The organism is Clostridium sp. chh4-2, from assembly GCF_002899675.1.
Classification (GTDB): Bacteria; Bacillota; Clostridia; order Lachnospirales; family Lachnospiraceae; genus CHH4-2.
In genome coordinates this window covers 49668-64567 of record NZ_PKUU01000012.1, presented here as the reverse complement: position 1 = coordinate 64567, position 14900 = coordinate 49668, and the positions used below count along the sequence as shown (strand labels likewise).

The 14900-nt window shown below is 47.5% G+C and carries 10 protein-coding genes; all 10 read right to left on the bottom strand.

Annotation, left to right across the window (positions count from 1 at the left end):
• Positions 1-107: 107 nt before the first annotated feature.
• Positions 108-1418, bottom strand: coding sequence for an O-acetylhomoserine aminocarboxypropyltransferase/cysteine synthase family protein (locus C0033_RS13905; RefSeq protein ID WP_103228482.1), 1311 nt, complete (start codon positions 1416-1418; stop codon positions 108-110).
• A 322-nt stretch (positions 1419-1740) separates the two neighbouring features.
• Positions 1741-3225, bottom strand: a complete 1485-nt coding sequence (locus tag C0033_RS13900) for an ABC transporter substrate-binding protein (RefSeq protein ID WP_103228481.1) — start codon at positions 3223-3225, stop codon at positions 1741-1743.
• On the bottom strand, positions 3212-4798 hold the full coding sequence (locus C0033_RS13895; RefSeq protein WP_180994736.1) for a response regulator: 1587 nt from the start codon (positions 4796-4798) through the stop codon (positions 3212-3214). Before C0033_RS13895 ends, C0033_RS13900 begins: the two co-directional genes overlap by 14 nt.
• Positions 4795-6525, bottom strand: a complete 1731-nt coding sequence (locus C0033_RS13890) for a histidine kinase (RefSeq protein WP_103228479.1) — start codon at positions 6523-6525, stop codon at positions 4795-4797. The genes C0033_RS13895 and C0033_RS13890 overlap by 4 nt, the downstream gene beginning before the upstream one ends.
• A gap of 412 nt (positions 6526-6937) precedes the next feature.
• A complete protein-coding gene (locus C0033_RS13885) occupies positions 6938-8293 on the bottom strand; it encodes a sulfatase (protein WP_103228478.1) in 1356 nt (451 codons plus the stop codon).
• A 16-nt stretch (positions 8294-8309) separates the two neighbouring features.
• Complete coding sequence (locus C0033_RS13880) at positions 8310-9788, bottom strand: sulfatase-like hydrolase/transferase (protein ID WP_103228477.1); 1479 nt, start codon at positions 9786-9788, stop codon at positions 8310-8312.
• Between the two features lie 16 nt (positions 9789-9804).
• On the bottom strand, positions 9805-10830 hold the full coding sequence (locus tag C0033_RS13875; protein WP_103228476.1) for an ABC transporter permease: 1026 nt from the start codon (positions 10828-10830) through the stop codon (positions 9805-9807).
• Between the two features lie 25 nt (positions 10831-10855).
• Positions 10856-12190, bottom strand: coding sequence for a hypothetical protein (locus C0033_RS13870; RefSeq protein ID WP_103228475.1), 1335 nt, complete (start codon positions 12188-12190; stop codon positions 10856-10858).
• A gap of 78 nt (positions 12191-12268) precedes the next feature.
• Entirely contained in the window at positions 12269-13231 is a 963-nt protein-coding gene (locus tag C0033_RS13865) for an ABC transporter permease (protein ID WP_103228474.1), read from the bottom strand.
• A 15-nt stretch (positions 13232-13246) separates the two neighbouring features.
• Positions 13247-14755, bottom strand: coding sequence for a sugar ABC transporter ATP-binding protein (locus C0033_RS13860; protein WP_103228473.1), 1509 nt, complete (start codon positions 14753-14755; stop codon positions 13247-13249).
• Positions 14756-14900: the final 145 nt, after the last annotated feature.

The window sequence follows — 14900 nt, the reverse complement described above, 5'->3', positions numbered from 1 at the left end:
GACCTGCTGAACAGTTACAATCCTTTCATATAAAATCTCTGCCATTTTCGTTATATGTCAACTGAATGCCATTTGGATTTTAACATAAAACAGCTGAATATACAATGCTATTCTACCGACTTAAATGCTTCGTCTAAATCTTGTAAGATATCCGAAATATTTTCGGTTCCGATGGACAGACGTATGGTATTGGGCTTGATTCCCTGCTCTAAAAGCTCCGCTTCGTTCAGCTGGGAATGGGTGGTGGAAGCCGGATGAATCACCAGGGATTTTACATCCGCCACATTGGCCAGAAGGGAAAATAATTCCAGATTATCGATAAATTCCCTGGCCTTTTCTTCGCCTCCCTTTATCTCAAAGGTGAAGATGGAACCGCCTCCGCCCGGGAAATATTTCCGGTAAAGCTCCTTTTGTTTCTCATCTTCCGTAACAGATGGATGATGAACCTTTTCCACCATCGGATGAGCGTTCAGATACTGAACCACTTTCAGCGCATTTTCCACATGGCGTTCCACTCTGAGGGACAATGTTTCCAACCCCTGAAGCAGTAAAAATGCATGAAACGGCGACAGCGTAGCCCCCGTATCCCTTAAAAGCACAGCGCGGATCTTGGTCACAAATGCGGCCTTTCCCGCAGCTTTTGTGAAGCTGACTCCATGATAGCTGGGATTCGGCTCCGTCAAAGACGGGAATTTGCCGGACGCTTCCCAATCAAATCTGCCGCTGTCCACAATGACTCCGCCTAAGGTGGTGCCGTGGCCGCCGATGAACTTTGTAGCGGAATGCACCACGATGTCAGCGCCGTATTCAATAGGACGGATCAGATAAGGAGTTCCGAACGTATTGTCAATTACAAGAGGAATCTGGTGGGAATGGGCCACTTTGGCGGCATATTCGATATCCACCACATCTGAATTAGGATTGCCCAGCGTTTCGATGAAGACCGCCTTGGTGTTCTCTCTGATGGCATTTTCCAATGCCCCTTCCTCAAAAGGGTCCACAAACGTGGTTTCCACGCCAAATTCCTTAAATGTATGAGCCAGGAAATTGTAGGTTCCGCCGTAAATATTCTGAGCGGCTACGATATGATCTCCCGCATGAGCAAGATTTTGGAAAGTATAGGAGATGGCCGCGGCTCCGGACGCCACCGCAAGAGCGGCCACGCCTCCTTCAAGAGATGCCATCCTCTGTTCGAACACATCTTCCGTAGGATTGGTAAGTCTTCCATAGATATTCCCTGCGTCCGACAGATTAAACCGATCGGCCGCATGACGGCAGTTGTCAAATACGTAGGATGCCGTCTGGTAGATCGGAACCGCCCTGGCTCCGGTAGCCGGGTCCGGGAGTTCCTGACCTGCGTGAAGCTGTAATGTCTCAAATTTTAATTTTCTGTCCGCTCTCTTAATTTTTTCTCCCATACTCGTGTCTCCTCATCTTGTTTTATTTAATTCATATTATTTTAATATGAATTGTATTAAATGGGATTATATTCCATATGGGAACAGCTGTCAAGTTGAATATTACGTTTTTTTCATTAATTAGTTACGATTCACGGCCCGGGGGACCTCTGCCGTCCGGTCCGGCTCCCGCAGTCTATACGGCCTTTCCTGTGACTTTGCAGGGCATTAGCAATTCTGCACGTTTAGAAGCGCTTATGCCCGAAACCGGAACAGGAAAGGCCATATAGACTGTCGGAGCCGGAGCGGATGGCAGAGGTCCCCGGGGCCGTGAATCGTAACCTTAATTATTGCGTTGTTTTTCTTTAAATAAATCCAGCTGGCGCTGTTTTTCCTGTATCACCTGCTGGATACCGGCCCTATCCAACTCTTCCAGAAACATTGGAATGGCCGTTTCCGGGTCCAACTCCCCGCATAACAGCGGATTTTCATATTTGTTGATCACAGCCTGGCAGGCGTCCACTTCCGTCCTCACTTCGGACGCATCGAACAGAAATCCCATAGCAGAAGATTCAATCACCGGCTCATCCCAAAACTCAATATATTGCACCAGATCTTCTCCATTGACCATCCACCGCTCAATGGGCACACTGACCGGCCACGCCCACTCCGTTGTCCGCCACAGTTCAGCCCCCTCTTCGCTCTTCTGGCTGCATGCGGTAACAAACCGGCTGTTGACCTGACTGTAATCAACGCCCTCCTCTCCATATGTGAGAATCTTCGATATTTCATAATCCATAAACATTAAATTCAGGACATCCATGGCAAGCTCCGGTTCTTTGCTGTCTCTTCCGATGCACCATACCATATTGCAGCTGTCCGAATCCATCACCCTTGGCGCAAGCTGGACGGCGGCTATATCGTAATTTACATAGCGTCCTATATTATAAAGAGAAACTTCCGAAAGATTTAAAAAGCTTCCGAATCCCTGGCCTGTGGCAATATAATTCTGACGGTTTTCCGTGCCTGCAAAAGCCCTTTTCATAAAAAGCCCTTCCTCATTCCACTGTCTCATCCGTTTACACAGACCCTCAAAATAATCGGACGCATACAGATTTTCCGTCTTCAATTCCTTCTGCCCGCGTTCAAGCAGAACGCCCAGATTATTATTTAAACGGTCCTGTCCCACATTGGGAATAATTTTGCCGCTGTGTGGGACAATCATATCCATATCCGGGTATGCTTTTTTCACTTCAAGCAGCATTTCGTGCAGGTCGTCCATGGACTTTACGGCTCTCCAGTCAATTCCCAGTTCCTCACAGATATCTCTCCTGAATACGAAACCCATGCACTTATTTTCTGTTATGCTGGAGGGAATTCCATATAAATGTCCGTTTAAAGTGGTTACCAGCCATTCCTTCTCCAACACATACTCATCCAATCCCTCTTTATAAGGCTGAATCAGTTCCTCCATGGGGAGAACGGCTCCTTTATCAATCCATCTCTCAAAATTGGTAAGTTCAAATGCCGCAAATATATCCGGCATCTGCCTGGATAAATACTGATAAGAAAGTTGCTGCTCATATTTGTCCATACTCCATCCTGTAATCACCACATTACAGCCCAGCTTTTCTCTTGTAATCCTGCTTATCAATTTCGAAATCCGCTCATTGGACTGTTCCGATGTGGTGTTGACCGTACAGATTGTGATTGTAGGAATCTCTTCCTTCTTCCCTCCGTCCCCCAACGCTTTCATCCCGCCGCAGCCGCAGATCAGCGCAGCTGCGGCTGCCGCTAACAAAATCACCCATTTGCTACCCCTCTTCATACTCCTCCCTCTGCGCTTTCTGTCGTTCTTCCTGCGGCGTAACTCCCATGATTTTTTTATAAGTATAGGAAAAATGTGAAAAATTATTGTATCCCACCTTCGCCGATACGATGCTGACCGGAAGCCTGGTTGTCCTAAGCAGCATCTGCGCTTCCTTCATTTTCGTCTGGATCACAAATTCCTTTAACGTCATCCCCGTCTCTTTTTTAAAGATCCGTGTCAGGTAATCCGGGTGCAGATGTACGTGATCTGCCAGATCGTCCCGGCGGATGTCCTCTTCTAAATGATCCAGAATATAATTTACCGTCTTTTCCACAAGATTTTCCGGTTTATCATTGTGATCCCCATTGTCAAAACGGCTTACAATATAGCGGATCAGCCGCTTCATCTGATCTACGCTTCGCATTCCGTCCATATAGATCTGAAATTCCTCCTGCGTGGAAAACAGTTCTCTTAAAAACCCGTCTCCCGCCTCTGCCGCATGGTAAGCCACCTGCAGAAAATCCTGATAGAATTCCCGCAGAACCTTCCTGTTTATCATCCCGGAAGCCGCAAGATTGTCCAGGAAATGACAGGATTCCTCCTCCACGGCCTTTGCATAACCGTCCTTCAAAAGTTCAGACCAGCGCCGTATCTCCGGCAGACGGTATACAAATTCCTGTTTTTCCCTTTTCACAACGTAAACACCGCTGGTCATGGCCACATTATCTTCTCTCAAAAGTTCCAGATGATCCCACTGCTCTCTCACCTGTTCCAGTTTTACCGGATTTTTAATGTAGACGGCGGCTTCACATTTCATAAACTGCTGGCAGACGCTGTTGATAAATTGGAGCTGGCAAAACATGGTTTCCATATCTAACAGCTTCTCTCCCCATATAAACATGGCAAACCGCGGATAGAGAACCGGCACGGCTGCCACCTTCTGCCCATAGGTTTCAAATACTTCTCCTGCGATATTTTCCATGGTATCCGATAAAAGCTTCTGATCCCATGTTTCAGAATCATTCCACCGGAGCAGTTCAACCATCACCAGGTAAACCTCCTGATCCAGAGACGGAATTTTGCCAAGCTGATGCAGGGATTCCAACTGTTTTTTCGTATAAGCGCCCGTTGTATAATTGCAAAATGCATTGCGGACGATATTTTTCTCCTGCTGTTTAAAAGCGATTCCCAAGCTTTCCAGCTCTTCCTTCTTTTCCGAATCATAAACTTTTTGAATTGCCCGGCGGATGCACTCTTCTATCGTGTGATAGGATGCCGGCTGAAGGATATAGTCAAAACATCCCAGCTTTACGGCGTCCTGAGCATATCCGAAATCGGCATGTGCGGTCAGCACAATGCACTGGGCCGGCAGATTCTGCCGTTTTATCCAGCCGATCAGCTCAAGACCATTTTCCATAGGCATCTCAATATCGCAAAGCACGATATCCACCTGATTCTGTTTCAGAATATCCTTAGCCTGAAAAACATTCAGCGCGCTGAACACATGGTCAATGTTCAGCCCCTTCCAGTTGACACCATTTATAATCCCCTCAACAACCCGGTACTGGTCATCCACAACTAACAGATTCATCGTTTCATCCCCTCTTCTTCTCTCAGCGGAAAAAATAGTTCTATGATCGCCCCATTGCGGTTCGAACATGCAAACATAAATTCTTCGCCGTAAATCATACGGAAACGCTCCAATACATTATAGATCCCGATATGATGCTTGCATTTATCATCCACGATCTCCTCCCCGCGATTCAGCTTTCCGAGAACTTTATCCGGAAATCCCGGCCCGTTATCCGACACCGTAATATGAACCAGCTCCTGATCCTCCATTTTCACCCGTCCGGCTCCGATCTTGATCTCCAGCCTTTTTCCCGGCATCAGCCCATATTTTACGCTGTTTTCCACAAAAGTGAGAATGCTGATGGGCGGTATGGGAAGCCCGGTCAGGCGCACGTCATAATTGGTGCGCAGGATGGCCGTTTCCTGCTGGTTTATGGAAAACAGATCCAAATAATTTTTGCACTGCCCGATCTCCGTTTCCAAACTGATGGTATCTTCCATGGTGCTGAACGTATATCTGAGATGGTTGGACAACAGCAGGATGGTCTGCTGGATCTCCTGAAAGCGGCCGGACTGAGCCATTCCATAAAGGTTCTTCAAGCAGTTCAGATAAAAATGCGGCCGGATCTGGGCCTGTAAAAATTGAAATGCGGCCTGCTTCCTTTCCAATTCCTTCTCATATGCCTCTATCTTCAGGGTCCTGATCTCCCCCATCATATTATTAAATGTCCTGTTTACCTGCTGCAGCTCCCTGACCGCATACCGGTTTTCCACATGGGCCGATAAATCCCCGCTCTGTATGGCTTCCATCGTCTCAGTCAGGGAATTTAAAGGCAGGATCACCACACGTCTCAGATAAAAGCTGACCGCCGGAACTGCAAGAAGCACCAAAACAGCGCAGACAAACATGCTGATCTGAAACAAGTTCATATTGCTTAACATCCCCCGGTAGGGAACCGCGTACACAAGGCCTAAGTTCTGGATTTCCTCCCGCAAAACCATGTATTTGCTGCTGCCTCCTGAGATTTCATAACGCACATCACCCTCCGGTATCTTTATCTGCCCTGGCTCCAGCACAGGGTCCGCATAGAACAGCTCATTGTTCTCCAAAAGCGCCATGGCGCCCTCCATATGGTATTCCCGGTTCATCAGGCTACTGATCCGTTCCAGATCGATGAATGCGGCGCAGTACACATCACGGTAGTTCATCACCCGGACCAGATAATGATACTTTCCGATCTTTTGACAAAACCAATATTCTTTCAGTTTCCCTTCCGCATCCGGATAAGACCTTACCTTTGGCTCCAGAATCTTCTGGATGCCGATCCGTTCCTCTGACGTAATCTCATAAATCACATTGGATTCGTTGGCATACCAGTCATTGACCGGGCTGTACAGCACAAGGCTGAAAAGGTTGGGATTGGAGACCAGCATGTTTTTCATCTCCTGCTGGACCTCGTAGGAATGAAGATATACGTCGTTATGCGGTAGTTCATTGGTCAGCTGTTGAAAATCGCTGTTCCTGGTCACGATATTGGACATAAAGCGTTCCGCCGATCCCATGGTATTTTCCAGATTACTTTTTAAAACTGCCAGAGTAGTCCTCTCCGATTCATAGACGGTATCTTTGATGCTGCCTGCAATATAGGTACTGTATACAATCAGAAAAAGGGAAAGCGGCACTAAGATTCCAAGAAATGTACCCAGAATCACCTGTTTCAGTGAAAGCTCCCGTTTCTTCTTCATTTTCCCCTCACCTTCTTTATGTTACGATTCACAGATCCGGCGGCCACTGCCGTGTGTTCCGGTGTTAGCAGTGTGCAGAAGCTTTCCAGTTCCGGTTTCGGGCATAAGCGCTTCTAAACGTGCAGGATTTTTCTAAAAGCCAAGGGAAATGCCCAAACTCGCTAACGCTCAAACAGGTGGACATTTCCCTTGAACAAAAAATTCTGCGCGTTAAGAATTGCTAATGCCCTGCAAAGTCACCGGAAAGCTTCTGCACACTGCAAACAACGGAACGCACGGCAGTGGCCACCGGATCTGTGAATCGTAACCCTGTCATTTTAAATGGTATTTTTTAACTACTTTAATTATAGAAAAAGAGAAAGGAATCCGCAATTCCTTTCTCCTTCAAACCACGAATCAGTCGTTTTTCCGATTACACAGTCGTTTTTTTGATAGCTTCCAGATACTTCTCCAGTATCGGATCATCTGTACGTTCCATATATTGTTTCATCCGTTCTCTGTATGCCTGTTTCACACCTTCATACTCAGGGTCGTCAATCAGATTAACCAGCGCATCCGGATCGTGTTTCAGATCGTAAAGTTCCTCCACAACCCGATAATCATACAGCTGCACCCGTTTGGCGATCTCTTCGTCATGGGCCGCAGCCTCCTTCATCGCCTGATAAGTCCTTCCAGTCTTGGATTCATTCCAAAAAAGAGTTTCGCCGTCCGACCAGTCGTTGAACATATATCCGTAGTTTTCATCCTGAATCCCTCTCATGGGATAATAGTCATGGCGGGCCGTGGAGGTGATCTGTGTATACACATCCGTCCACCCGTCTTCCTCTTTTCCCTGAAGAATCCCTCTGTAGGATCTTCCATCCATCGGTTCCGATGTTTCAATTTCCAATAAATCCAGCATGGTCGGCATGAAATCAATGCCGGACACAAAATGTTTCCCGTCTCTGCTGCCCGCCTCAGTTTCTCCCGGCGCGTATACAATCATCGGCGTCCGGTTGCTGTTTAAATAGCAATTTGTTTTTGCAAACGGAAATGCCATCCCGTTATCGCTTAAAAATACGATCACCGTATTCTCTTCCATACCCGATTCCTGAAGCGCTTTCCACACCATTCCCATCGTCTCGTCACACCGGTGGACGCTGGTAAAATACTCCGCCGCTTCCTGTCTCACCTTTTCAATATCCGGCAGAAATCCCGGCACCGCCACTTCCTCAGGCTTATAATACCTGGAAGCATAGGTCTGGAAACCGTACTTTTTAAGCTCCTGCTCACTGCCTGCAAAGGGGCGGTGGGGATCATGGGAATTGGCCATATAGAAAAACGGCTTTCCCTGTTCCTTAGCCATGTCAAAAAATTCTTTTGCCTTCTTATAATAGATATAGGGCGCGCGTCCATACAGATGTTCCGCGTTAAAAACATCTCCCATATAATCCCATGCAAACTTTTCGGCAGGCGCGCAGTGCTTTTCCTTACCGCAGATTCCGTTCAGATACCCGTTTTCCCGCAGCACCTCCCCCAATGTTTTCACATCCGGCGAGATGGGATCAAATCCGGGAGCGCCGTTATTATGAGGATATCTTCCTGTCAGCAGGCATTCCCTGGACGGCATACAGATAGCCGCAGTCACGTGAGCCCGCTCCATACACATCCCTTTCGACGCCAGTCTGTCCAGATTGGGGGTAATATCATCCACCGGACATCCAAATGCGCCTACCGAGTTATAGTTTAAATCATCAGCAACCAAAAACAACAAATTCTTCTGCTCCATTTTATCTCTTCCTCTCTTATCTGATCTTTGGGATTCCTCTGGCAGATTCCGGATTCTCTTTCCATCGTTCCAGATCGTCGGCTTCTCCGGCCCGTTCCATAGCCATCATCCATCTCGTCATAAGAATCCGCTCCTTAACCGCCTTTTCTTCCTTCCCCGGATCAGCCATTTTATCGATGGCCGCCTTCAGCCGTCCTGCCTCCTCAGGGTAACGGCATCTTACATTATGGAGTTCCTCAGGATCTTCTTTCAGATCGAACATCATGTCAAAATTCTCATAACCGTGATAGGAGATATATTTAAACTTACCGAAACGGGCCATAGCTCCGTAATGGGGCAGTTTATTTTCATCCTGTTCCATAAACTGACTGTATACGATGCGGTTTTGATCCCCTTCTTCACTTCCGGTCAGGACTCCGGCCAGATCACGGCCATCCGCGTCCACGTCAAACCGGATACCGGCCAGGCCGCAGAGCGTGGGACCTAAATCCAAAATGCTGGTTGGCGTCCCGATCTTCTGCCCGGCCAGAATGCCGCTTCCTTCCATTATCATGGGGATTTTCGCAGATTTTTCAAAAAATGTCTGTTTTCCGAACATCTTATGAGCTCCCACCTGGTCGCCGTGGTCGGACAGATAGCCGAATACATAGTCTCCCTGCCGTTTCTTTACATAATTAAAAAATGCGTCCTTCACCATGCCGATCTGACTGTCCATCTGTTCGATCATCCCGCAGTATGCGGCCATGGCCTCTTTGGCCGTCCCGCCGTCCGTCCGGCGTTTTCTGGCTTCCAGCAAAGGATTCATAAGAAAACTCTCCGTGAAGCTGACAGGAAGTTCCACACGCTCTTTGTATTTTTGGTAAAGCTCTTTCGGAGCCACATATGGGAAATGGGGCGCATACGTTCCCACCACTATCAGCTGCGGTTTTTCATGAGGCTCTTCCAGATAACGGACCGCCGTATCCACCACCATCTGATCATAATGCTGAACCGGCGATTCCCCTCCTCCTATCACATCCAGGCACCACGGTTCTCCGAAGGTCTGGCAGAAAACGCCTCTTTCCTGCTTCAGTTTCTCCGTCGGCCTTGTGAAGCTGACCGGGGTAATGTCCCCGGCCAGCCGTTTGGTAAACCCGTGTCTCTGGTCATGTCCGATAAAATGCATCCTGCCGATCAGAACCGTCTCATATCCCGCTTCCACAAAGGGATGCAGAAACGTGGGCGTCATATCGGATAAGGTGTCGGAATTTGTATAAACTCCCGTTTTATCCGGCATTTTTGCAGCCAGCATGGACATTCTGGCAGGAACGCAGAGAGGGCAGGAAGTATAGCATTCCTCCAGGCTTGTGCCCGCCTCCCTCATCCTGTCCAGATTGGGCGTATCCACCTTTACCCTGCCCCATCCCGAGAAGACAGGGCTGTGCTGGTCGCTCATAAAAATGAGAATATCCGGCTGATTCATCATAACGTTCTCCTTTTCTTTTCCCGGCTTCATGCCTGTTTCTCCTGCCCTATGCCTGGGCCATCTGTCTCCTCATCTGCTTGGCCTCAGCGATTCTGGCCTTTTTCTTGGAGATTTTCTTAATCGCAGGTTCATTCATACGGTAAATCATCAATGCCAAAAACAGGAAATAAACGATAATCGTTTGGATGCTACTGTCCAACGCCAGCTTGGAAAGGCCCAGCGTAAGGATTTTAATGGACATAACCGACATCATAGTTCCAAGCACCGGATTGCTGAATCTGGCCAGCGTCATTCCCAGCATAACTGCAAACATGTTGCCCATAACCGTAGACCGGGAAGCCATTCCCAGAACCGGCTGCAGACTTCCTTTAAATACCGTATCAAACACTCCGGCTACGGCCACCAGGCCGCCCGCTAAGGTATAGCACCAAATACAATTTTTAAATATATTGATTCCTGAATTCATGGAAATTCTCTGGTTTCCCTGAATCGCCTTTCTGTCATAACCAAAAGGCGATAAAAGGAACAGATATCCGATAACCACAGTCACTCCCGCTACGGTTAAAACGATAAATCCAACATTGGAGAGGATTCCAAGTCCGGCAACGCCGAACATCTGAAGTCCCTTGGAATCAAAAGCGGAAAATGAGATGCATTCGTAGATTAATGCCATTCCCATACCTAAAACCATAGGAAGGATTCTGGTCTGAACGAATACCACGCCCACGATAAAACCGGCAACAATCCCGAATAAGATGCTGAAAAGCAGCACTCCCACGCCTCCCATTCCAAGATTTATCGCTATATTTCCTCCAAAAATAACCGCCAGAATCATCTGAGATCCCAACGAAAAGTCCATTCGTCCGGCAGGAAGGTTACAGCTGAGAGCCAGAGCGATACAAAACAGGGAGGCGAATGTGCGGGCCAGATTCTTTAAATCCGCCATGTTATTGATCACTCCCGCACCTGTGGCTATCCGGCAGATCACTTCCATAACCAGATAGACCAAAAGGGGCACTCCCAGGGAACAGACAACATTTTTTATTTTCAAATATTTCGTTTTTTTATCCATACGGCGCCTCCTACCACAGACAAATCTATTTGCTGAATCCGATATTTTCAAGACATTTTTCTAACGTAAGACTCTGTAAAGTTTCATGCATCTTCTCATTGGTCAGTTCCGGGTTGGTCTTTTTAATCATGCTGTCGATCATGTCATAGTTGAATACATAGGTTGACTCGTCCTGATCAATCTGTTCGATCACTGCCAGTTCTTCCGGACCGTCGCAGCCCCAGTTCAGCGCCTGGAATTTCTGTGCGGTTCCATCCGGTTTCAACACATCCATGTCGCCTAAAATTCCGTTCATCAGCACTGCGAATCCTTCGCCGGCAACAATCGTTGTGGATTTAACCACCACAAAATCAAGAGCTTTATGTCCGGTGCAGTCATCTGTATTCATTGCGGTATGTAAGGAATCGGATAATTCGCCAACGGAGGAAACCATGATGTTTTTGTTATGAGCACGCTCTGCCTCGTCGATAATCTGGGAAAGCTGGGTATAAGTATTACCTGCGCCCATGACGATATCATACTTTCCTGTTAAAAGTGCAGCAGAGATTCCCGTAATCACTTCTTCTTTGTTAATCTGGCCCGGATACAGGTAAACTTCGATTCCCTTATCATTTTCAGCTGTGGTCGGTTCGCCTGAAACCACCAGTTCTTCGATCGGTTTTGTAAATGTCAGTCCATAGGATTCCTGAATCGCTTCCATAATGGCTGTAGAATACAGGCGGTGGGCCACATTGTTTTTGCAGGCCAGAAGCGTTGGAATCAGGATTCCGTGTTCTTCTCCGTCAGAAAGGAATTTTTTAGCTGCAACTCCCATCTGCTCCGCGTTGGAAGACTGATTTGTTCCGAATCCGCCGCAGTAATATTCCAATTCGTCAATTCCTGACGTATCCGCCGTTCTCTGTACACAGTAATATAATCCCAGCTCTTCACACTTGTTGCCTGCCTGTTCAAAGTTGGTAGGAGAAAAGCTCAGAATGCCGGCAGCGCCTGAAATCGCCGCATTTTCAATGAAATTCAGCTCTGCTTCCGCCGAATCCAGGGCTTCGGAAATGATAAATTCCACGTTGTAATGAGGTGCGATATAATTCTTAAAATAGTCGATTCTCTCCAGGTTCTCATTGGACATATCGGAAAATGCCAGTCCGATTTTGATGGTATCGTGATCTTTCATGTGGTCATACGCTCCGCCTGCCTGGGAAGAACTTTCTTTTGATTCATCTCCTGCTGCCTTAGCCGTGCCTTCTGCAGCAGTGGTATTTCCCTGGCCGGAAGCCGGGGCATCCGCCTTATTTCCACATCCGGTCAGTGAAGCTGCGGCCAGCGCCGCCGTTAAAACCAACGCCAATACTCTTTTTTTCATTTTTTTACCCTCTCATTCTTTCATCATTTTATTCTAACTGTTCAAAGGTGTAGTTGCCATTTATATAAAATACGTTCTTTAAAACTGTTTTCTCGTCGGAAGCACATCCGGTCTTTCACTGTTCAGATAAACTAATATGAGAAACAGCACGCCTCGGATACCCTGTACCACGGAATTATCCACGCCCAGCATCAGCAGCCCCTTATTCAGAACCACCACGGTAATTGCTCCAAGCACGCCTGCATAACACTTGGACCTGTTTCCTCCGAATATGGACATGCCGCCCAGCACCGTCGCCAGCATAACATCCATTCCCATGCTGCCCGCCGTAGTGGTATTAATGGTGCCGACACGGATGATAGTATATACGGACGACAGCCCTACGCCGATTCCGGCGATTAAAAAGCTGAGACGAATGTATGTATTTTTCCGTATTCCGCTCTGTGCCGCACAGTTTTCATTGCCGCCGATAAAGCGGATGGCCCGTCCAAACGGCGTAAAGTTATAGATCACAATCGCAATCAGCAGATAAATGATTAACGTGGTAATTCGAAACGGTCCTTTCTCCAAAAAGGAGCAGGTTTTAAATGGTACCGTTATATCCACAGCTCCCACTAAAGATTCCTGAATTGCCTTATAGATCTGCGTCATTACAATCGCCGCCGTAGTCGTCTTGATATGAAGGCTGACCGACAGGGTGGAGTTCCATGCCATGAGCAGAAAGCAGACCAGCATGGTCACTGCGATCATAACCACGATATTTTCACTGGCCAGGTACAGCTTGGCCCCAATGGTAGCTCCCAGCGCGATAACCGCGCCAATGGAGATATCCAGATTGCCTGTGGTATAGATAAATGCGATTCCGATGGTAGCCGTTCCGGTTATCAGCGCCTGGTTGAAAATCCCCGTCATATTGGCCTTCGCAAAAAATCTTCCCCCTGTTCCGATTCCAAATATGATCAGCAAAAGGATCAGAATGATAAATGGAAACGCATCCAGGAAATGACGGCTGTTTTTTAAAGATTTCAATTTTTCTAACATATTCCCCTCCGTTTTCTATATCATATAGTTGATCAGCTCATGCTCGTTAAAGCCGTCCTGCCGCATAAATTCTCCGCTGATCCTGCCGTCCTTCATGATGATCAGCCTGTCGCTCATACCCATCAGCTCCGGCAGTTCTTCGCTGATCATGATGATGGATTTGCCGTTTTTCTTCATTTCATACATCAACTGGTACATGGCCGCTTTCACGCCCACGTCCACCCCTCTGGTGGGGCAGTCCAGGATCAGGATCTCCGCATCTCCGGCAATCCATTTGCCGAATACAACCTTTTGTTTATTGCCGCCTGAAAGGAAGCGCACCGGCTGGTGCATATCCGTACATTTGATGGAGAGGTTGTCGATCTGTTCCTGCACGTACCGTTTTTCTTTCTTAAAGTCGATAAACGGCTTTACCAGCAGGTTTTTCCAATATCCGGTGGACTGGATATTCTCTTTTACCGGAGCCATCAGTTCCAAAGATTCCGTATCACGGTTCTTGGACACATATCCCATCCCGCTTTTAAATGCTTCAATGCTGTCATGAATCACCGCATTTCTAGCAGGCAGAACCACTTCTCCGTCAATCACTTCCTCAAGACCGTACAGAGCCCGCCCCACGGTATGCATTCCGCAGTCGGACAGCCCTCCGATACCCAGAATCTCCCCTTTATGAAGTTCCAGGTTAAAGCACAGCAATTCTTCCAGCGTCGTGATGCAGTCTGCCTTTAAAACCACCTCTTCCTCATAAGGATCGTTATCAATTCTATAGTAATTTCCCTTGATCTCCCGTCCAACCATCAGCCGTTTGATCTTATTGTCCTCGAAATCCTCCTTGTTCAGATTATCAATGATCACCCCGTCTCTCAAAATCGTCAGGACGTCGCATTCGCTGGTCATCTCTTCCATATCATGAGAGATGATGATCACGGATTTCCCTTCATCCGCCATTTTGTGCATGATCCGGTAAAGCAGCTCCCGGCCCTTTTGCGACAAAGCAGTAGTCGTTTCATCCACAATCAGGATCTCAGGGTTCAGACACATAACCTTGGCCACCTCCACCAGCTTCCTCTCCTGCATATCCAGAAGCCTGGTGGGCAGCGCGGCATTAATCCAGGTAATCCCCACATCTTCCAGCGCTTTCTGAGCTTCTTTTACCATTGCCCGTTTATCCACAAAGGGCCCTTTCATAAATTTCTTCGCATTGCCAAGAAAAATGTTTTCCGCCACTGTAATGGATTCTATGGTGCCTGCCTCCTGAACGATCATACCGATTCCATGATCTGACGCTTCCAGCATGGTTTTCGGTTTCCAAGGCTTGCCTTTATAAAACATCTCTCCGTCGGTCGCCGGCTGCATGCCTGCGATAATTGATGAAACCGTGGATTTACCGCTTCCATTTTCCCCAATCAGCCCCCGGATCTCTCCTGTTTTCAGCTGAATGTCCACATGGTTCAGGGCTATCGTCGCACCGAAATTTTTACTCATGTCCTTGACTTCCAGCACCACTTCGCCTTTTTCCGCCATAAACGTTTCCCTCCTTCTGCTTCCGTCCCCGTCTGGTTCCGGCTCTGTTTCCTATGCTCTTTATTATAGAAGAAACTCATTCGCCGTTCTTTCAAAAAACCGTGAAAAGATGTCGATAATATGAGCAAAAAAAGAAGAACCGAAA